General features: G+C 54.2%; 19 protein-coding genes and 1 pseudogene. 9 read left to right on the forward strand and 11 right to left on the reverse strand.

Translation table 11 applies throughout. The features are described 5' to 3' along the window. Positions 1-27: 27 nt before the first annotated feature. Positions 28-858 carry an efflux RND transporter periplasmic adaptor subunit gene (locus Q0746_RS15675; protein ID WP_298261963.1) on the reverse strand — a complete coding sequence of 277 codons (831 nt, stop codon included), beginning with the start codon at positions 856-858 and terminating at the stop codon, positions 28-30. A 105-nt stretch (positions 859-963) separates the two neighbouring features. On the opposite strand from Q0746_RS15675, the gene Q0746_RS15680 reads away from it, so the two are divergent. Then, positions 964-1755, forward strand: a complete 792-nt coding sequence (locus Q0746_RS15680) for a SapC family protein (protein WP_298261965.1) — start codon at positions 964-966, stop codon at positions 1753-1755. A 618-nt stretch (positions 1756-2373) separates the two neighbouring features. Here the strand turns inward: Q0746_RS15680 and Q0746_RS15685 are convergent. Further along, positions 2374-2682, reverse strand: a pseudogene (locus Q0746_RS15685) (DnaB-like helicase C-terminal domain-containing protein); the annotation flags it as partial. A gap of 39 nt (positions 2683-2721) precedes the next feature. Between Q0746_RS15685 and Q0746_RS15690 the strand changes: the two are divergent. After that, on the forward strand, positions 2722-3024 hold the full coding sequence (locus tag Q0746_RS15690) for a hypothetical protein (RefSeq protein ID WP_298261967.1): 303 nt from the start codon (positions 2722-2724) through the stop codon (positions 3022-3024). 672 nt (positions 3025-3696) lie between these two features. Here Q0746_RS15690 and Q0746_RS15695 read toward each other — a convergent pair. Further along, entirely contained in the window at positions 3697-4056 is a 360-nt protein-coding gene (locus Q0746_RS15695; protein ID WP_298261969.1) for a VOC family protein, read from the reverse strand. Between the two features lie 99 nt (positions 4057-4155). On the opposite strand from Q0746_RS15695, the gene Q0746_RS15700 reads away from it, so the two are divergent. Together Q0746_RS15700 and Q0746_RS15705 are read left to right on the forward strand one after the other, a co-directional pair. Beyond that, positions 4156-5043 carry a LysR family transcriptional regulator gene (locus Q0746_RS15700; RefSeq protein WP_298261971.1) on the forward strand — a complete coding sequence of 296 codons (888 nt, stop codon included), beginning with the start codon at positions 4156-4158 and terminating at the stop codon, positions 5041-5043. 91 nt (positions 5044-5134) lie between these two features. Further along, positions 5135-5791, forward strand: coding sequence for a class I SAM-dependent methyltransferase (locus tag Q0746_RS15705; RefSeq protein WP_298261973.1), 657 nt, complete (start codon positions 5135-5137; stop codon positions 5789-5791). Positions 5792-6093: 302 nt separating this feature from the next. Here the strand turns inward: Q0746_RS15705 and Q0746_RS15710 are convergent, their stop codons facing one another. Beyond that, positions 6094-7098 (reverse strand): NAD(P)-dependent alcohol dehydrogenase, encoded by a 1005-nt coding sequence (locus Q0746_RS15710; RefSeq protein WP_298261975.1) that lies wholly within the window; start codon positions 7096-7098, stop codon positions 6094-6096. A gap of 109 nt (positions 7099-7207) precedes the next feature. On the opposite strand from Q0746_RS15710, the gene Q0746_RS15715 reads away from it, so the two are divergent. The 3 genes from Q0746_RS15715 (at position 7208) to Q0746_RS15725 (ending at position 10370) form a co-directional block, all read left to right on the forward strand. Next, positions 7208-7861, forward strand: a complete 654-nt coding sequence (locus Q0746_RS15715) for a TetR/AcrR family transcriptional regulator (RefSeq protein WP_298261977.1) — start codon at positions 7208-7210, stop codon at positions 7859-7861. Positions 7862-8266: 405 nt separating this feature from the next. After that, entirely contained in the window at positions 8267-8524 is a 258-nt protein-coding gene (locus Q0746_RS16755; protein WP_363322778.1) for a hypothetical protein, read from the forward strand. A 52-nt stretch (positions 8525-8576) separates the two neighbouring features. Beyond that, a complete protein-coding gene (locus tag Q0746_RS15725) occupies positions 8577-10370 on the forward strand; it encodes an ankyrin repeat domain-containing protein (RefSeq protein WP_298261979.1) in 1794 nt (597 codons plus the stop codon). A 148-nt stretch (positions 10371-10518) separates the two neighbouring features. Here the strand turns inward: Q0746_RS15725 and Q0746_RS15730 are convergent, their stop codons facing one another. The 3 genes from Q0746_RS15730 to pyrC form a co-directional block, all read right to left on the reverse strand. After that, positions 10519-12057, reverse strand: coding sequence for a replicative DNA helicase (locus Q0746_RS15730; RefSeq protein ID WP_298261981.1), 1539 nt, complete (start codon positions 12055-12057; stop codon positions 10519-10521). Between the two features lie 256 nt (positions 12058-12313). Then, on the reverse strand, positions 12314-12988 hold the full coding sequence (locus Q0746_RS15735; RefSeq protein ID WP_298261983.1) for an orotate phosphoribosyltransferase: 675 nt from the start codon (positions 12986-12988) through the stop codon (positions 12314-12316). Between the two features lie 38 nt (positions 12989-13026). Then, positions 13027-14061 carry a dihydroorotase gene (pyrC, locus tag Q0746_RS15740; RefSeq protein WP_298261984.1) on the reverse strand — a complete coding sequence of 345 codons (1035 nt, stop codon included), beginning with the start codon at positions 14059-14061 and terminating at the stop codon, positions 13027-13029. Between the two features lie 208 nt (positions 14062-14269). Between pyrC and Q0746_RS15745 the strand changes: the two genes are divergently transcribed. Together Q0746_RS15745 and Q0746_RS15750 are read left to right on the forward strand one after the other, a co-directional pair. After that, a complete protein-coding gene (locus Q0746_RS15745) occupies positions 14270-14560 on the forward strand; it encodes a hypothetical protein (RefSeq protein WP_298261985.1) in 291 nt (96 codons plus the stop codon). Positions 14561-14698: 138 nt separating this feature from the next. Continuing rightward, positions 14699-14917 (forward strand): DUF1127 domain-containing protein, encoded by a 219-nt coding sequence (locus Q0746_RS15750; RefSeq protein WP_298261987.1) that lies wholly within the window; start codon positions 14699-14701, stop codon positions 14915-14917. Between the two features lie 93 nt (positions 14918-15010). Here Q0746_RS15750 and Q0746_RS15755 read toward each other — a convergent pair whose 3' ends face one another. Genes Q0746_RS15755 through Q0746_RS15770 form a run of 4 tightly spaced genes read right to left on the reverse strand, consistent with a single transcriptional unit; the run spans position 15011 to position 20432 of the window. Beyond that, a complete protein-coding gene (locus tag Q0746_RS15755) occupies positions 15011-16903 on the reverse strand; it encodes a hypothetical protein (RefSeq protein ID WP_298261989.1) in 1893 nt (630 codons plus the stop codon). Positions 16904-16930: 27 nt separating this feature from the next. Further along, positions 16931-17893 (reverse strand): phosphoadenosine phosphosulfate reductase, encoded by a 963-nt coding sequence (locus Q0746_RS15760; RefSeq protein WP_298261991.1) that lies wholly within the window; start codon positions 17891-17893, stop codon positions 16931-16933. Beyond that, positions 17890-18900, reverse strand: coding sequence for a glycosyltransferase family 2 protein (locus Q0746_RS15765; protein WP_298261993.1), 1011 nt, complete (start codon positions 18898-18900; stop codon positions 17890-17892). The genes Q0746_RS15760 and Q0746_RS15765 overlap by 4 nt, the downstream gene beginning before the upstream one ends. Continuing rightward, entirely contained in the window at positions 18897-20432 is a 1536-nt protein-coding gene (locus Q0746_RS15770; RefSeq protein WP_298261996.1) for a hypothetical protein, read from the reverse strand. Before Q0746_RS15770 ends, Q0746_RS15765 begins: the two co-directional genes overlap by 4 nt. Between the last annotated feature and the right edge of the window lie 126 nt (positions 20433-20558).

The following is a 20558-nucleotide window of genomic DNA, read 5'->3' on the forward strand; positions in this document are numbered from 1 at the left end:
TTGGAAACTGTCCGGAAGCGGCTGACGTCAGATATCGACGCGGCAGCGAACACCTGCGGGCAATGTCAGATCAGGATTGGGTAATGTCAAACGCACCCCGAATGTGCTGGACGCCGCATCCGACACTCTGTCGATCACATCCACTGTCGCCGTCAGTTCCATGTCGCCATCGTTGCCTCCCGCATCCGACATGACAATAATTTCATCCCCCACCGTAATCCGGTCTCTCAAGGTCAAGGGCAAATACAATTCAACATGCAGCGGATCAAGCGCCGCGACCGTTAGCACAGGCCGCTGTTCGGACGCATATTCGCCGGGCTCAACTTCCCGCGCGGTGACGATCCCATCGGTTGGAGAATACAAAACCCGCTGCGCCAATTGCGCTTGCACTCGTTGCAAATCAAGCGCCGCAAGGTCTTTTGCCGCTATCAGCCTGTCACGTTCCTGATAAAGTGAGAGCAGCTGATCCTCGAGCCGGTCAAGATCATTTTGGCGGGCGAGCGCGCGTTCGGTCAGTGACTTCATCCGCTCCAACTGCGCCTCGAGCACCTCAACACGCTGCGCTATGCCACCCAGCTGTGTTTCATCGGTAGCACGGCGCTCGGCCACGGCTATTTCGACGGAAATCGCACTGTCGTCCAACTCGATCAAAACGTCCCCCGCAACCACCGAATCACCTCGCCCTACGTGCACCGTTCGCACGACACCGGGTTGTGAAACCGACAGATCGACGATCGCGCTAGGGACAATTACACAACTGCGGATTTCCTCTGATAGGACGGGACCGGCCGCACCAAGTGTCAGAATGGCCGCGCAAGTGCAAAATAAGGCCGAGCGCGTGGAATGGATGTTGGACAATTGACACGTTCCTTGACAGGCTAAGCTACATTCGCGGACAGAGCCCGCAGCAAAATCTTGGCGTCCATTAGGGCCCATCAAGAGAATATTATCAAGGAGTTCTCCGTGCAGACACAATTGCTATTCTACAAAAACGCAGTCCCTGTATCCGCCTCGAAACATAAGGATACATCGCTGCGTAGCGACGGCAAATATGCTTATGCTGCAGAAGTAAATTCAGTCCCACTCGTCGCCGCAGAATTCCGTGCCGCAGCATCTGATTGCTGTATCGTTTTTGCCGGCGAAGGCAATGATATTATTCCGGTCGTTATCCTCGGATTCCGTGACCGGGAAAACCTTTATGTGGACGAAGACGGTGGTTGGACGGGGCGCTATGTACCTGCCTTCATGCGCCGCTATCCATTCGTCTTCGGACAAGCGGAAGACGTCGACAACTTCACCCTTTACGTGGATGAGGATTTCGACGGTCTGAACATCAACGGTGAGGGCGAGCGTTTGTTCGACAGCCGAGGAGAACGGACCGCCTATCTGAACCAGATTCTCGATTTCATGCGCGAGTATCAAGCACAGTTCGTGCGTACGCGCGCTTTCTGTAAGACGATTGCAGATCTTGACCTGCTCGAACCGATGCAAGCGCAATACACGATGCCGGATGGCTCACCCGGTCGTTTGTCCGGCTTTAGCGCGATCAACCGCGAAAAACTCAAGGCGTTGACCGGCGAGCCGCTCGAGAGGATGTTGCGCAACGACGAGTTGGAACTCCTCTACATCCACCTGCAATCGTTGAACAACCTTCAGCCGCTTCTAGCAAAGGCCGCAGGCGATGTTGCACCCGGTCCGGAAGCCGACACGCCAGTGGAAGACGCCGCTGACACCAAGAAGAAGAAAAAGAAATAAGGCATCACGGGTTGTCCGGTTTCGCCGGACAGCCCCACTCCGTTTTTTTCGAAAAATATGATTGATTATCCGTAAGTCGAAAACGTCAACCAAGATGCCAAGGCGCGCCGAAGCCACCGAGCCACGGCCCTAAAGGGCAATGCCGGATTACCAAAACTACCCGCGGTTGGCGAACAACAATTCGATCTAATCATGACAGGTTTCTTTAGATTATCTGAAATCAGCACCTTTGCTACATTTGTGGTGACGGAAATGCACGAAACTCGTTTGCGGTACCCCACGTCCCTACATCAGCTCCGCGCAGACAATTGATCTAATAAATTTGCTATTAGCGTTTGGGTTGCAGCCAATTGGCCACCACCTTGAACACATCAATGCAAATAGAGCCCAACGCCCTCGAGACTTCCTTTATAGAATGCCATGTTGTGGAAATGGGATTATCCCAAAAAAGAGCCATTCATGCAGTGTGCAGCTTTGGTCGTTTTGGGCTCAATGGAGACATTCGCTGCATAGCGACCTGAAGGTTCGGTTTGGGGCAAAACCGCCAAAGTTAACAAACTCCGCTCCCCCCGCGCTAGCCTGCCGTTTGCCCCCAACATAGCCTCCAGCGTTTTGGGCCTAGAATTCGCCCCCGCCTTCGCCTGCACCTTCTTGCCATGGCTTCACGAGGTCGCCAAAGCGGGTGAAGCGGCCCTCGAACGCCAGATCAACCGAGCCGATTGGCCCGTGGCGCGCTTTGCCGATGATAACTTCGGCCTTGCCGTGGCAGTGGGACATCTCGTTTTGCCAGTTCGCCATTTTCTCTAGCTCGTGGTCGGCGGGCTTTTCGTGCTCCTTGTAGTATTCCTCACGGTACACGAACATCACGACGTCCGCATCTTGCTCGATCGAGCTGGATTCGCGCAGGTCAGACTGTTGCGGGCGCTTAGGGCGCCGCCCCATGATGCATTCCGCGACAATTTAGAAATGGAAGGCCTTGTTCATTTCAACACGATGCAAAACGTCAACGCAGATGGTGGCCGCTGCAACCAACTCGCCAAATGCGCCAGTCGGGAAATGGGGAACACCGCGCTGGCAAGTTATGGGGTTTGGCCCGTCTACCAACAGATCGTGCGAAACGAGGCTACACCACTTGTTTCGGTCTCCAAGATGCGCGCCACCGCGCGCTCCGGTGGATCCGACGCATATGCTCTGCGCGAGGTGATTTTGGAGACGCGTAACACGTGTCTGCGCAAAACCGGGCTACGAGATGAGCTCAAAGACATTTAGTGGTGGTCATAGGATGTGAACAGAGGTGGTCGCGGAACTTCGGATCAGTCGTTAAATTGGATCGAATGACGAGAGAAGTGATCCATAATGAAGAAGCGAAAGTACCATTCGCCGGAGTTTAAGGCCAAGGTTGCGCTTGAAGCGATCCGCGAGGAGATGACGCTAGCGGAACTGTCTTAGAAGTACGGTGTGCATCCAACACAGATCGGCACTTGGAAACGGGCGGCGATAGAGAACATGGCGACGGTCTTTACGCGCCGGGGTTCAGTTCCAGAACAAGTGAGCGCGAAGGGCAGGTGAAGTAGGTGTTTCCATAACTGGCCCCCCGAATCCGCCATGCCCTCCCACCACGGCAAGCCGACGCATATGCAGTGCCACAATTGCGACCCGGCGTGGCCATTCAATCTCACCTGCTCGCGCCTTAGATCACCGTGATCGCGTCATCTGGAGACATGGGTGGGCTTTCGACGAGCATCCCTCTTAACTCGCTCAGAACTGAAGCAATCTTGAGTTCGGTGCGTCCATAAGCGCGTGTTTGTTGGTTGGCCCGTTCGGGCCTGCCTTGATCGCTGTGATACGCACGATACCCTGCGTTCCGGCTGTTTTAGCCGCACTGATCACATTTGACGCCTGCTGTTTCGGTTGTGCCTGTGCCGCCTGTGACAAGAATGTTCATTCAGCCACCTCTGCCCAAATCGCCAACTCATTGCCGTTGGGATCGGCAAAATGAAACCGCCGTCCGCCGGGGAAGGAGTAAATATCCCGAAGGATTGTGGCGCCAGCATCTTTGACCTCAGCCAGAGTCGTTTCGAGATCATCAGAGAAAAGAATGACCAATACACCTGGCATCTGAACAGGCGTGTTGTCCTCACCGTTAAAGCCCCCCTCAATGCCAGCACCGCTGAAGCTTAGGTAATTGGGGCCCCATTCCTGAAATTCCCAGCCAAAGACCGACGTAAAGAACTGCTTGGTTGCCGTCGAGTCCGTGAGCGGAAATTCAATGTAGTTGATTGTCTTGTGTCTATGCGCCATGGGCCAGCTTTCTTTTTGGTTTGCTGACACAACATTATCATTTCTATATAAGGGAGAAATAAGAATTACAGGAACACATGTTCCATATATGGAAACATTATGCCAAGCTTTGACGCCATAGCTATCTTTGCCAAAGTGGCACAATCGCAAAGCTTTACCGATGCGGCCCGTGCGCTGGACATGCCGTTGTCATCGGTGAGCCGAAAGGTAGCCGAGTTGGAAGCGGATCTGAATGCGCGTCTCATCGACCGGAGCAAGCGACAAATTAGATTAACGAAGGCCGGCACAACCTATCTAGAACTTTGCCGAAAAGGGCTTGAATCGATCAACTACGCCAATCGTGTGATGACGGACAGGCATAGCGACACAACCGGAACGGTCACGATCACGGTTCCGCCAAATTTGATGGAAGTGCTGTTTTTGGAGGCCATTGAAAGTTTCCAACTGCGCCACCCGAACGCGCGTTTGCGCGTTTTGGTGTCAGAACGGATGCTGGATTTTGTCGATGATGGGGTGGACCTCTCGTTTCGCGTCGCTCGGCCTGAGATACCTGACCTTGTTGTCAAAACACTACTCATCTACCGGCATCGGTTGATCGCTTCTCCAGGCTATCTGGCCGCCAATACCGCGCTGCGCACGGTCGGAGATTTAAAAGATCACAAAACAATTGGTTTCGGATTTCACACATCTCGCTATTTGAACTGGTCACTGTCACGGCAGGGGCAAACAGACGACATTCGTTTCGAACCCGATTTGGCCATCAATGACTACGCGGCGGTTCAAGCGGCGGTTCTCTCGGGGCAGGGGATCGGTGAGTTGCCGGAACCGTTGTGCCGTGATGCGGTGCAAGCGGGACAACTCGTAGAAGTACTTCCCGAGTGGCACTTTCCAGAGATCACGCTCTATGCTGTCCACGCAGGCAACGCCTCGTTGTCAAAGTTGGCACGGCTGTTTTTGGATACGGTCTTTTCGAAATTTAATGTGTAAGCTTAAGATACCTTTCTACGACGCTTCAATGCTATCCTCGGTGTGGCGGTCGGGGCTTTGCAATACATTTTAAAAAGCAGGAAATTTCAGAATGAACAAATCGGAAAAATTTTGGGATCAATCCGCTGGAAACTACGACAACACAGAAGAAAAATTTGAATTCATCCATCGTTGGAGTCGTGAGAATACGAAGAAGTATCTGAAGGAAACCGACGTCGTGCTGGATTACGGATGTGGCACAGGCACGACGGCCTGCGAAATCTCAAGCTTGGTTAAGAGCATTCGTGCCATCGATATCTCAACAGCCATGATAGACATCGCAAAAGGCAAAGCTGCCGCTGGCGGTGTGGTCAATATTGATTTTGAACAAGCAGATATCTTCGATGAGCAATTCGCAGAGGCCTCTTTCGATGTGGTTTTGGCATTCAACATGTTGCACACGGTGCCTGATGCGGAAAAAGTCGTGTACAGGACGTTTGAACTGCTGAAACCCGGTGGCACGTTCATCTCTGTGACGCCATGTTTGGGGGGTAAAAAATCTGTCTTTGTGACATTGCAAATTTGGTTGGTGAGATTGTTGCTAAAGGTTGGAGTGATCCCCGTTCCGATAAGACAATTGAAAAGTGCAGATTTGGACGCTCTGGTGTCAGATGATCGGTTTGATGTCATTGATACAGAAGAGATATTCAAAGGCGCATCCAGCTATTTCATGGTGGCTAAGAAAGGTGTTTTGCCAAGCGGGTCGTAGACCTTTCCTTAGCTTTGGGCGGCGTCCCAAGTCTGATGGTGGTGTGCATCCAGATTCGGAGTTTTCAGTTTCGGGTGTATGATCGCGCATTACAGTCATTGGGACCGGTGCGGCGAAAGCCTGCGTTGACCCACCCCAAGCCGCCATTTCGCGATCACGCATTGGCTCAAATCCCGGCAGAAATCCTGACATGTCCGGCAAGAGGCCAAAACCATCTATGCAGCATGTTCACAAATGTCTGTTTATAAATCCTTTTCTAACGATTTAGGGGCGTGTTCCCAGATCGCGGCCTCGCCAAGGTTTCACTCAGCAACTGTTACAATAATCTTGCCACGCGCTCGCCCTGTTTCCAGATGATCAATTGCTTCCCTGATTTCGCTAAATGAATAGACGCGATCAATGACCGGTTTGATGGCACCCGAGGCGAGCATTTCAGTGAATGTTTCAATATCTTTCAGAGTTCGCGTGGCCATGAAAACTTTGGCTTGCTGTTTGGAAAACTTGAACGACAGAAGGGCCTTCAGCATGTGGGCCACGGGTCCAAGGAAAAATCCCTTCTGACCTCCAACAACAACATAACGCCCCTCTGGCGTGAGGCATCTCTTGTACTGGGACATTCGTTTGTTTCCGACATTGTCGAGAATAACGTCATAGGTGCCTTGGGTGCGGGTGAAATCTGCGTTGCTGTAATCAATGACATGATCGGCCCCAAGATCTTTGACCATATCGACATTTGTTGGCCCGCAGACGCCGGTTACCTCAGCACCAAGGGCCTTTGCGATCTGCACCGCGAAGGTTCCCACACCACCTGATGCACCGTTTATCAAGACGTGTTCATTCGCTTGAACTTCGGCATTGTTCACGAGACCCTGAAGCGCCGTTAGGGCTGCGACAGGAACCGCAGCTGCCTGATCAAAAGACAAGGTGTCCGGCATTTTCATCATCTCGCTTTGTTTGGCGCAAACGTATTCGGCGAAACAACCGTCGGCAAATCCGTAAACCTTGTCGCCTGACTTAAAGCGGCTGACGTTTTCACCAACACTCTCGACCACGCCCGAAACATCGACACCCAAACGACTTGCCTTGGGGCGTCTCAATCCACCCGACAGCCGGACAGGTAGCGGTGTTCCCGTCATGTTGTGCCAGTCAAAAGGGTTCACAGACACCGACCGTACGGCCACCAGCACCTCATCGGGATCACAGGTTGGGCGACCAACCTCCTTAAATTTAAGCTTTCGTGCTGGACCATAGCGTTCATGCGAGACAGTTCGCATCAAAGGTAGGTGGCCATTGTGGTTCGTATGCATTTCTATTCCTCCGACCGTTCATTCCGCTACGTACGCTGTACGTTGACGTCAAAATAATTAGGCGTACACTGTACGTTCGTCAACGCAGAATTGCCGGGTGAGAGATAGAATGAACGCAAGGTCACCTAACAAAAGGCAATTTCTGGATCGGCCACGTATCCTTGACGTTGCGATCAGTTTCGCTGACGCGCATGGGGTTGAAGACATGACAATGCGCAAAATTGCGGGTGAGCTGAATTGTGGGGCGATGTCTCTTTATAATCATGTTGCCAATAAGGAAGAACTCCTGACTGACATGCTCGATGCGGTTGTCGGAAAGATTGACACACCTGACATAGAAGGGGACTGGAAGATTGCGATGCGGGCATCGGCGCAATCTGCAAACCGAGTGCTGCTCAACCATCACTGGGCCGTAGGTGAATGGAATCTGCGTATGCCGGGCCCCAACCGAACGCGATACATGGAGTCCATTTTGGCTGCATTGACACAGGCCAAATTGAACGATGCGATCATCTATCGGGGGTATCACGCGATCACCATGCATATCGTTGGCTTCTCTCAGCAGCAAATCGGATATCAGAAGATGCTGGGCCCGAACTTCCACGAGATTGCTGAGGGCTTTTTGAGTGAGTTGGGAGGGAATTACCCTTATTTGGCCTACCACGTGCGCGCCCATCTCGACGAGCCGGAAGAGTGCGATGAGTTCCTGTTTGTGCTCGACCTCATACTCGACGGATTGGAAAGAGCAGCCCAATGCTCATAGGGCGAGGCATAACAACCAGTTCGGTTTCAACCAAGTTTGGTGTTGGAACTCCTACAGCGCGGTGTTGACCTAACATGCGCAAGCATCCCTGCATTCGAATGCCGATGCAACTTTACGACCGCGTGACGGGGCCGGACGGGAATGCCGATAACATCATGATGTCCCACTCCCTACGGTCGCATTCGACGGAGGGGCATATGGTCCTTCGTAAAACTGAATCCTCCATGCGCAGAACACCGTGCCAAGTTGGTCCTTGATAAGATAAGCATTGATGTCAGCCTATTGAACGGCTGTGGCTACTGCGAGGAGCATCATTTCGCAGGGCTGCGTCGATTGCTGACGGATGACCTGCACGCCAACGAAACCCGCGCCGCATTAGAAGCGCGGACACCGTAGGATACGCCTTTGGAAGCTTTGTATCGCGACGGCCTGTTCTATGCGCAAAAGCTGACGGTTTCCCCCGCAACCATGATAGAAGTCGATGTCGCCGCACTGCGGGAGGAGGGCTGGGATGACGGGCAAATACTGGAGATCAACCACGTCACCGCCTGTTTCACCTACGCCAACCGTACGGTTTTGGGATTGGGCTGCTCTCTCAAAGGCGATGTTTTGGGCTTGTCGCCGAACAATTCAGATGACCCCGACGATTGGGGGCATAAGTAAGCTGAGGTATGGGCGTTTGTAGGGGCGGTTACGTAAATGGGAAATGTCTGCAATGCGGGACTTTGCGGTCATCGGCCACCTTAAGTCGAATGCCCGCTTTCTTTCGCTTTTCTCACTGCACTCTAGTCACAAAACGGCCAAATTGATGGAGCAAGACACGCAATGCCGAAACATTAAAAGGCCACCAAAAATGGAACCATATTTTGACCTTTCTGACCCGATTGGAATGATCAAACGGGGCTTGGAAGACCTTAAGGAGGCCAAACGAAGCGCCTACGAAGAGAAACTAGAGTTTCTAGCGCGCTTCGAGAAGGTCGCTGCCTGGGAATCTGATGCATGGACCTATTGGGATTTTGAAAGAGCGCCCGAGGAGCTGGAAAAACTAAAGGCCGCAAACCTCTCTTACAGTGAGGTCTGCAAGCAATGTGATGCATGGCTCGAAAAAAACGAGAAGTCGAAACCCCAACTTATCCGTTTGATTGAAAAAGGTGATAAGAAAACCGTTCTACAGGAGGTTAAGGGGCTGGTAGAGACGGGTGCGAACCCCAACGATGTTTCCATTCTCAAGGACACCGCTTTGGAAGCCGCCCGATACCATGGCCACGAAGATGTCTTTGACTACCTAATTCATAATGGTGCGGACGGCGAAAGAGACGGCTTCAGCAAATTGCATCATGCCGTGCGATATGGTGATCTCTCAGCTGTAGAACCGCTCATCGGGTCATTCGATATATTGTGGCAGGGTTTTGCGAAGACATCCGTCTTACATGAAGCAGTGAATTCCGGAAAAGTAGATGTACTGGCAGTCTTGCTGGAAGTGATCTCCTCGGAAGGCAGGCTTGAAGACGAAGAGGTTTCGCACTGTTGCAGTTTGGCAGTTTCAACGGGCAATACAGAGGTGCTGTTGCCGTTCTTGAATCGTGGTGTGAAAGCTGACGTTGGTATGGATGCAACCTTAGAAAAATACGACACAAGGCTGCTCAAGGCACTTGTTGCCCATGGCGCCAACGTGCACGAAATCTCGGATATTAACCTCTACCACAATGACCCGTTGCGGGTACGCGATGCCAACGGCGAACCAGCAATCACTGAATACGTGAGAGCACTTTTGGATGCAGGCTGGGTTGTCGACGATCTTGATGAGTTCGAAAGGGACCAAATCAGGTTTGTGACCGAGGCCCATTGCATTCAGAAGCAAGACGTCCATGCGCCAGGATTTTTAGAAGGTTCCACACAGTGTTCGGGGACGAAAAATCCGGAGGAACAAACCTCGTCGTACCATCTTGAAATGTTGCGCACCGGCGAAAGCAGTTTCACGGCGCGACGCCGCATGGAAGGACTTCCGAAAGGTGCTTGGACTGCGGAGCGCTTTGGCCAAACGACGACAAGACTTCCTGATTGTCGCTGGGTCCAAATCGGCGGCGAGCACGAAGATCATTATGACCCAGACTTCGTGATTTTTAGCGATGTCGTCGTGCATGACCAGGACGTGGAACCGCGTGTTTTCTTTTATCCCAGCGACGTCTTTCCACCGACGGATTTTCATTCAGCGTCATTGGATGGCCAAACTATCTGGATTATTGGTGGCCTCGGATATCAGGGGAGCCGCAAAGAAGGCGTTACGCCCGTTTACAAACTCAACTTGCAAGATTTCAGTATCTCGAAAGTCGAGACAACGGGACAAGTACCCGGCTGGATAAACCGACATCGCGCAACACTCACTGAAAACGGTATTGTTGTATCGGGCGGGAAGCTTGAACCTGGCCATAGAGACAACAAAAGGACATTCCTCCTCAATACCAAGACCCTTCGCTGGAGCGAAATTCCCAATAGCAGCCATTCGTAGATCGCGCAGCATGGCGAAGTTTGGGCTCGTTGCAGACCTTCGCAGCACGTAAACTCAATGTCCGATTAAGAGTTTGACCAACTAATCAAGTAAGACAAAGCAAAGGATGCAGCCCGACCTGACTTTGAAAGCAATCCAGCCTTGGACACTAGAACTCGCCGCCGCCTTCGCCTGCACCTTCTTGCCACGGCTTCACGAGGTCGCCAAAGCGGGTGAAGCGGCCCTCGAACGCCAGATCAACCGAACCGATCGGCCCGTGGCGCGCTTTGCCGATGATGACTTCTGCCTTGCCGTGGCAGTGCGACATTTCGTTTTGCCAGTTTGCCATTTTCTCTAGCTCATGGTCGGCGGGCTTTTCGCGTTCTTTGTAGTATTCCTCGCGGTACACAAACATCACGACGTCCGCATCTTGCTCGATCGAGCCGGATTCACGCAGGTCCGACAGTTGCGGGCGTTTATCTTCGCGGCTTTCCACGTTCCGCGACAACTGGGACAGGGCGATCACCGGAATGTTCAACTCCTTGGCAATGGCTTTCAGACCTTGGGTGATCTCGGACACCTCGTTCACGCGGCTGTCTTTGGCGGTGGCGGGGCGCACGAGCTGCAAATAGTCGATGATCAACACATCCAAGCCATGGCTACGCTTCAGGCGACGCGCACGGGCCGCCAGTTGCGAGATGGGCAGGGCAGGGGTGTCGTCGATGAACAGCGGGCAGGATTCCAGCGCCTTTGCGGCTTCCACAAAGCGGCGGAACTCGGTTTCGTTCATATCACCTTTGCGGATCTGCTCGGACGGGACCTCGGCGGCCTCGGACAAAACACGCGCGGCGAGTTGCTCGGCGCTCATCTCGAGCGAGAAGAACCCAACGGCGCCGCCCTCAACGGCCCCTTCAGTGCCGTCATGCGTCGTGCCCTTTTTATAGGCCTTGGCGACGTTGAACGCGATATTGGTCGCAAGCGAGGTTTTCCCCATCGAGGGGCGACCAGCCAAGATCAAAAGGTCGGAGCGGTGCAACCCGCCAAGCTTCTTATCCATGTCGATCAGGCCGGTGGAAATCCCCGCAAGGCCGCCGTCACGCTGGTAGGCGGCATTGGCGACTTCCACGGCCTCGGTCACAGCTTTCAGGAAGCTTTGGAAGCCGCTTTCGGACTGCCCAGCCTCGGCCAGCGCATAGAGGCGCTGTTCTGCATCGACGATCTGACTGACAGGGTCGCTTTCGGTATCAACCTTGCCGGCTTTAAGCGCAATTTCTTGACCAAGTTCGATCAACTCACGGCGGATCGCCAGATCATAGATCATTTGTGCATAGTCACGCGCCGCGAATGCGGAAATCGACGCGCCTTGCAGACGCACGAGATAGGCGGGGCCGCCCAATTCTTGCAGGCCTTCGTCATCTTCAAAATAGGGTTTCAAAGTGACAGGGGACACAAGCAGGTTCTTGTGAATGCGAGAGGCCGCAGTTTCGTAGATGCGGCGGTGGACCGGATCATAGAAGTGATCGGAATTGATCACAGAAGCCACGCGATCAAAGATGTCATTATTGGTGAGGATAGCGCCAAGAAGTTGCTGCTCGGCTTCGATGTTATGGGGCAGCGCGCTTGCGGCATCTACATGTACGGACGCGCCCGGTCCAGAGTTCGGCCCAGTATTCGGTGGCGTGTCCGGCGCCATGCTCAAATCATTCATCATTATCCCCTTGTCCCTGAATAAAACCAATGACGGATACCGCTTTACGGATCAATCTGGATATCCTGTGGGTAACTTTTCTGCGGCAAAAGATGCCGCTATATTGCGTGTTCGATAGGCAATCGGTCAACATGTAGAAAAATAATCTGGAGAACGGGCTAATCTTGACGCTACGTAAGCGCCCTCATGCCGCCTTTAGTTCCGGATCAGCTGTTCTGGCACATGTGGCGGAGTCCATCCCCCCGACTTCGATTCGTCAGCTGTGAGCGGCTTGCCATTTTGCAGGGTCGCGCAGGAAGCTTTCGACTTCGGTTAGCGTCTCTTCGTCAAAGGTTTTTTGCTCTTTGGCCACGGCCAAAACATCCCACCATGTGCAAAGCGAATGCAGCTGAATGCCATGTCCGCCCAGTACGTCTCGGGTGTCGGGGAAGATGTCGTAGAAGAAGATCACCGCCGTATGGGCACAGGTTGCGCCGGTTTCGCGGATGGCCTCGACGAAGCTGATTTTGGAGCCGCCATCGGTGGTCATATCCTCCACCAACAACACACGTTGCCCTTCGGTCATGACCCCTTCGATACGTGCGTTGCGGCCATAGCCCTTGGGCTTCTTGCGCACATAGGTCATCGGCAGTTCCAACCGCTCGGCCACCAATGCCCCAAAAGGGATGCCCGCAGTCTCGCCACCGGCGACATTGTCAAAGGCTTCAAAACCGGCGTCGCGCATGACGGTGCAGGCGAGGAAATCCATCAATGTCGTGCGAATTCGTGGAAAGGAGATCAACTTGCGGCAGTCCACATAGGTCGGGGCTTTCTTGCCGGATGCATGGGTGAACGGCTCACGGGCGTTGAAATGGATCGCGCCGACTTCGAGCAACATCGAGGCAGACAGTCGCGCAATTTCTTCGCGGCTGGGGTAGGTCGTTGGGATCATGATGGCCTCCGGCAGAAAAACGGTTGTGAAATACGGCGTTACTCGACGCGCCAATGCAGCGGCATCTGCGGGTCGAATACGGTGACGTCGCCTTGCGGCGTTGAGATGTGATCGGGGTAGCTGACTGGGTCGCCCTTGGTCAGGGTGATGGTATCGGCATTCGGGGGCATGCGGTAGAACGCAGGGCCATTCAAGGAAGCGAAGCTTTCAAGCTTCTCCAGCGCATTTTGCTGTTCAAACACTTCGGCGAGGATCGACATCGTATTGGTGGCGGTAAAGCAACCGGCACAGCCGCAGGGCAGCAGCTTGTTGGCGTCCGTATGCGGGGCAGAATCCGTGCCTAGGAAAAAGCTTGGCAGCCCAGAGGTCGCGGCCTCGACCAGAGCAAGGCGGTGTTCTTCGCGCTTGGCGACCGGCAGGCAGTAGTAATGCGGCTTGATGCCACCCGCGAGGATGTGGTTGCGATTGATGACGAGGTGATGCGTGGTGATTGTGGCGGCCAGATTGTCGCCGCCTTCGCGGGCATAATCGACACCTTGCTTGGTGGTTATATGCTCCATCACAACACGCAATTTGGGCACCGCGCGGCGAATTGGATCCAACACGGTGTCAATAAAGACGGCCTCACGGTCGAATATATCGATTTCGGGGTTCGTGACCTCGCCGTGGACACAAAGGGGCAGGCCGATCTGAGCCATGTTTTCCAAAACGCGCTGCACCTTGGAAAAATCCGCGACACCAGAGGCCGAATTCGTGGTTGCGCCCGCGGGGTAGAGTTTCACGGCGTGGATCAACCCGATCTCGGCGGCGGCCCGCAGGTCTTTGACCTCGGTGTCCTCCGTTAGATAGAGGGTCATAAGCGGTTGAAATTTGGAATTATCCGGCTTGGCGGACATTATCCTGTCGCGGTATTCGGCGGCATCTTTCGCGGTGATAACCGGCGGCACGAGGTTGGGCATGATGATAGCGCGGCCGAAGTGGCGGGCGGTTTCAGGCAGCACGGCGGCCAACATATCACCATCGCGTAGATGCAAGTGCCAGTCGTCGGGTCTGGTGATGGTCAAGCTTGTCATTATGCGCCCCCTATGTGCCTGCGGCGGTGATTAGCGCTTTGACGCGCGCAAGGCTAGAGGGGGCGGGGCGTTGGAGGCAGAAAATACCGGTTGCATGGGCAGGAATTGGCGCGCGCTGGCCCGTCTTGAAGTTTCTTCGCACCTAACTGACTGACGCATGCTACAGCCAGTGACGCAAGATACCCTATTGAGTGAAAAGAGACTGGCAATGAAACTCGCCCCCCTTTTGATCGCGGGCCTCACGGCATGCACCCCCACTGTTTTTGACGTGCCCGAAGTGGCCGAGCGCAGTGCAAATGACATCTCGAATTGTGAAGACTTGGGGCGGGTGCGGGGTATTCCGGCTGTGTTCGGGGCCCTGAAGGAGATCGGCTTGAAAGATGTGAGGCGCGCCGCCAAGGAGAAGGCGCGGGATGTCGGGGGCAACACTATCGTGTTCGAACCCACGCCTGAAGGGGAGGTCGTGCTGGAGGTCGCAGCGCAGGTTTACTCTTGTTAAGCAGCAAGATTGGCGCGGGGCAGCCCTGCGTTCGCTGCAATGCGGCATTGCGTAATTAGGCTCTGCTCCCAAGGGCAGGGACGTCCTATCTTTATCTCAACCCGAGCAAGTAGGCTCGCACTCTGATGGAGATACTCGATGGCATATGTAAGTCAAACACAACCAAATTCCTTTTTTGATCGTATCGGCGACTTCCTTGTCTCGTTGTTCAACTCGATTGATCTGGCCGCAAGCGCCAATACACGCATCGCAGAGATGGAAAAACTGAACGCCAAAACAGATGAGCAGTTGAGCGAGATGGGGCTGCGTCGCCAAGACATCGCGCGTCACGTGTTTCGCGACATCTACCACATTTGAGGACGATCCCCGATCAACGGGGTTGTCATAATCGAACAAAAAGGGGCGTGATTACGCCCCTTTTTCCGTTGTTCTTTACGATTTTGCACTTAATCAAGCGGATTGAAGCCTGCGACGTTTTTTGAAGGCATTGCCAAAACGCTCGGCGCGATCAGCCTTGCCGCGGTCGTTCAGGTACCCTTCCATGGCTTGACGATAAAGATAGATATCTTTGCGCGCGCGGATGGCGCGGTAGAAATCGAGCTCGGTCAATTCGCCGGTGACCGCCGACTCCATCACGTCTTTCAAGACATTCATCCGACTGAGCACCAGCGCAGACTTATGCCCCAAACCCGCGCCCTTCAGGCGAATAATATTCCGGCCTTTCAGGCGGTCAACATGCTTGCGATCCCCTTTGTGGAATTGGTCGTAGATGACAAACACCTTTGATGCCGACTTTGTTTGCGATGCAGCATCAGAGTAGGGCAAAGACCAATCCGCAGCACGGCCCTTGGCAAACCGGCCTTCCCATCGAACCTTGCTTTTGTCCAAAGTCGTTTGCGGTGAAAAGGCGACCACAACAGCCCCGGGGGCCAGTGAGGAAAATGTCAGCGCGCCGAAGGCCCCCATCGAGGTCCCGACAAAGGCCACTTTCTTAAAGCCCTTGAAGAACCCGTCATCGCGCAAGCGTTCCAAATGCGCGATCAAATCTGCATCCCGGAACCATGTTGGCTCTTGTGCGTAAATGCCAAGGTGCGAATAGCCGCGATCCGCACAGAATTTTTGCGCCCATGGCTCTCGGGCGTAGGCGTCATTGCCGGCTTGCGAAAGATTGTCAAAGGAGACGACCAACTGGTCGGTGTCCCGTTCCACAAACGAAGACGCATAGGCTCCATGCGAATGGAACCAACCACGCTTGTCGCCACCGGGATAGATTTCACGGTACCATGTGGGCGGGGCCAAGGCCTCCTCCAAGGCGTCGTTGGCAGGATCAAGAACCGGACGCTCCCTGGCCTCTGCAATCAATTCTGCCTCTTGCTTGCGGCGGGCTTGCAAGGTCCCCATGGCGGTCATCAGAGCGTCTGTGGCGGCAGAGCGATCGGCAAGCTGCCCTCGCAACTGGTCTTCGATGCTTTGAGCGTTGTCGTCCCCTTCCAAATCCTGAGTTTCGAAAAACTCTTTGCAATCAGGCATGAAGCGTTTCACTAGGCGGCGGTTCTCACGAGACACTTGCGTCATTAGCCCCATACGCTCGGACCGCGAGAAGACGTCGCGCGACTTAATGGTTCCAGGGTGGTTCAACGCGATTAACTCGCGGATGACCTCTCGGGTGTTGAAATCGGTGCGCTCGCCCATCAAGGAAAGAAGCTCTGACATCTCGGCGGAAAATGTCTTGTTGGAGAACCCTTCAACCACGCGCAAATCACGGGTGATGGGCATTTCAAGGTAATGCGCGAAATCGCGAACCACGTCGCCATCCACCAGATACTTCGGCCCGAAAGGGCGCACGACGATGTTCTCTTCCCCGAACATCTCGGCATAGGTGTTGAAGGTGTTGAGGTAGTGCAACCGGCGCTTGGCGTCATCCAAGAAAGCCTGCCGGTCCGGCGGGATGCGGCTGTTCTTCAACAGCTGCTTATACAGCGCTTCGAGGTAGCTGTCTTGGCGGCGAATGTAGCAAATGACCTTGGTGCGCTGCTTGAACTCTTCTGGGGCGGCACCCGAAAGTTTCCGCGCCGTATGCAGGTTGAACAGCATCTCGGAGGAGGCAACTTGCGTAACATCTGGCGTGGCATCGGCTTCGCGAAGCATCTCTTCCATCAAAATGGTCGCGTTGCCCGTGCGGGCCGCGGCTGCCAGCTGGTTATGTGCGATATGCGCACGACCAGTTGTCATGAAATTTAAGCGCCCCGTTTCGCGCAACGTGGTGGCGTTGTCGTTTAGGAAGTTCTGGAGCGATGTTGTTCCAGTTTTAGGTGATCCGATATGAAGCCAAATCTGTCCCATGTGTCTTGCCCGCCTTGCCTTGAAGTATCATTTGCGGCCCCCTCGTTTGCCGGGGGGCGTTATGCCACGCTTTTCCAAAAGCGCATTTGCCGCGTTTAACTTGCGGCGGAACACTGGACCATTGCCGGTGCTTAGAACCCGCTCCGCCAAATAGGCGATGAGCAGGGGGTGTTTCTTTTCAGGAATGCGCAAGATCAACTCGCGCAGATACCGGCGGAACTCGCGCCGCGCCCGAAGCATTTTGTAAAAGCTGGTGCGCGTCAACGTGCCATCAACGCATGCTCCGACCACTGGTTTCAGCAATCCCATCTGGATCAGACCCGATGCGATGCGGTGACCTTGGAACCGGCATTTCAACTTGGTTATGTTTTTGCCGCGGAACAGGGCCGCATGCATTGCGTCAGCAGGTTCCAACGGGTCGTAGAAAATGAACACATCACTGGCTTTGGCCACCATGTCAGGCGCATAGCCGTAGTCATTGTTGAAGTTGCGCTTCCACGCTTTTTGATACCGCGTTTCCCAAGAGGTGACATCACGGTCCAGCGTGGCTTGGGGCGAAATTGCAACCACTGTGGCCTTGGGGCAGGCGGCGGAAAATGCGCATGCTGCATAAGCCCCCATAGAGGCCCCATAAAACACGACAGTGTCGAATTGCGCGAAAAACTTCTGTTTTTTCAGCCGGTTGAAGAAGGCGATCACGTCTTCATCGCGGTACCACGTCCAGTCATGCGCCATCATGCCCAGAATGGACCAACCCTGCTTTTGAACGAAATCAAAGCCCCACGGCAGGCGGTTTCCATGCTCAAACACATGGTCGAGGTTCTCGAAGGTGACAATCAGCGTTTTGCCGGATTTGACGAAAAGGGCCGTGTGGTCTTCTCCCAATTCCTCGAAAAAACCGTGCTCATCCCCTAAGGCGCGCAGCTCGGCGTTCCATGCCGCGCGATCCATTTCTTCGGTGGGGGCTTTGAGGTCGATAGCGCTACTCATGCCGCGACCCTCTTGGCTAGGCCAGGAAACATATCCAACGTTGGGGAAATGGCCTTGAACAATGCGCGACCAGTGTCGCTGTCTTGAAGGATTTGGATTTGATCGCGGTGCCATTGCACCGAGCGGTCATGAAGGCGGCCCAGCTTGGGATCACATATAAGGTCTTCGTATATGTCCTTCATCGCACTCAGCTTTGGTTGAATAGAGGCGTCAAATTCCTCATTGCGGTTCATATCCGCCCAATAGTCCGCCCCGCGCAAACCTTCGCCAAAGGCGCGGCCTCGGGCGGATTTCAGCAAGAAGCTTTCGCGGGTGCGTACGGCGTAATGATTGATCTGGCCCAATTCATAGCTGATGGTGTCGCGGTTTAGACGCCAACTGCTTTTGTGGTAGCTTTCGGGCAGGGGAGTTCCTGCAGGGCCCGCCCAGTTCAGCGCATCCCAATCGTCGTTGGGAACTGATTTCGGGCGGTGGCACCCAATCAATTCCACCGCGTCGGTGCGGTGAATGGATTTGATACCCCAAGCCTGCGCAGGGCTTGGGCAATGCTGAGGCGCGGCACGGCGCAGGGTTTCCGTCAAGAAGCCATCGTGGAAGGACGTCACATCCGCGCTGCCAAACAAACGCCAAGCCAGCGAAATGCACTTCGCATCCGGAGCGGCGGCGGTGAGGTCGGTGATCCGGCCATTCCCTGCGTGAATATTTATGAATTCATCCGCGTCGATCACCGCCACCCAGTCGTGGTCTTGATAGACCTGCTCTTTGGGGGCTTTGCGAAAGGCGCGTACTTGATGCGAGGCACGGCCACCTTCACGCGCGGGATTATGGCGCAGGGTTACGATCCCCATATTCGCCAACCGGCGCAGGATCTTGTCAGTGCCGTCTTCGCAGTCATTGATATAGATAAGGAAGTGATCAAACCCGATAGACATGTGATAGGCCACCCACTCAAGGATGTAGGGGCCTTCGTTCTTCATACATGTTAAGATCAGGTGCTTTTGGGTCATCGTTTTTGAACCACCAGCACTTGGTCGCGTTTATCTTTGTGCCACTTCGCTTGGAAAATGAAACAGCCCGAAAAGTCGGCGCGCATTTCGTTCAGGCGGTTTTGAATTTGGGCGTCTGGATGGGCAAAGCCGCCCTCCCGCAGGTAATTTTGAAACAGCACGGCTGTGCGCGGGTAGCCGGATTTCTCCAAGTCCTTTGGCTGGAAACGAAGGTCCTCAATGATGTAGAGGCCGCCGGATTTCACCTTTGAGAACAGTGCGGTAAAGGCATGTTGCTGGTGGTGGGATGCATGTGTTGCATCATCCAGCACAACATCGAACGCATCCGCCTTGGCTGTGGCACGTTCCAGTGTTTCAATGCTATCGGAGGTCGCGCGCACAGTCTTGAGGCGCGTGTTTTTCTCACCGCTATAGGCCATCGCATCAATGCCCATTAGTTTGGCCTTGGGCAGGAATTCCAGCCACATATCTACCGCTGCGGGCTCACTAAGCCCCAGCAACGCCATGTTCACCGCCCGCGTGCGCATCGGGTTGAACAGCATTTGGTAAAGTTCCGTGAACCGGTGTTTGCCGGTGCCTTGATCCAAGCCCCGTTCATCTGCCAAATCGGTCAAATTCACGATGCCGCGCCCTTTGCGGTCGGCATTTGTCACCTCTGGAATAGATGTTCCAGGGATCATTTTGGGCTCTTTTGGCCTATGCGGGTTCGATTTCGGCAAAGGGGCATCAGAGGGCACAATCTTGTGCTTCTTCAGCAGCTTGCCGATGAGGCTGTCTGGGTGCGGCTCGCCGTTCTCGCGCTCGATAATGCGCATCCGCATACGACGCCCCCAAAAGTGGATCGAGAGCGTGTTGTCGGTGATGTAGTGGCTCAGGTCCATGTTCGGCTTTAGCATCATACGACGCTTTTTGAAGCTGACAGGGAACAGGGCCTCAATCGGCATGGCGTATTTATGCTCGCCCGTTTTATGCAGGAAATGGGTCAGGGCCTGCGGCCCCCAAACACCCCAAGACTGCTCGCCCACGTGCACAGGGTCGCCCGCGGCTTTCTTTTCGCGCATCTCGGCTTTCAGCTCTTCGGAGAACCAGTCAGGGATCGCATATTCATCAGACGTGAAGTCGATCAGCCCCGCCAGCGTGTCGCTATCTGCAGGCAAGCCCACGACGCCGTTGTTGATGTGGCGATCACTTTCCCAGCCGTGAAAGTGGCCGTTGGGGGAGGTGAAGCGTTTGACGCAATACGCATCTGTATCGGCCCAAATCTGGTCGTCGGTCTTGGCCAGCATGTTGTAGCGCCACTTATCCGCCTGCGGAGCAGGGGAGCCAGTGCGCTTATGCGCGATCACATTGCCAAGGGGCATGATCTCATTGGCGTCACAAATCTCGATCCCGTCGGGAATATTTCCGACGTCACCGTAAGTGTACATTTTGACATGGTGGCCCGCATCGCGGAATGACACGGCGCAAAGTTGCTCCATGTAGGATAGATTGCCGCCGATCCACAGCTGGGCAATGGCATAGTCTTTGGACACGTTTTTTGCCTCTCATGAGCGAGTTCAATCTCCGCTCGTTTTTATCATTGTTTCGATTCTTACAAAGGAGGGGTTAAAACGCAAGGAAAACCGATTCGTTTCACGGGGAAACCGAGCTGTAAGGGC

Origin of the sequence: uncultured Litoreibacter sp. (assembly GCF_947487515.1) — a bacterium.
GTDB lineage: Bacteria > Pseudomonadota > Alphaproteobacteria > Rhodobacterales > Rhodobacteraceae > Litoreibacter.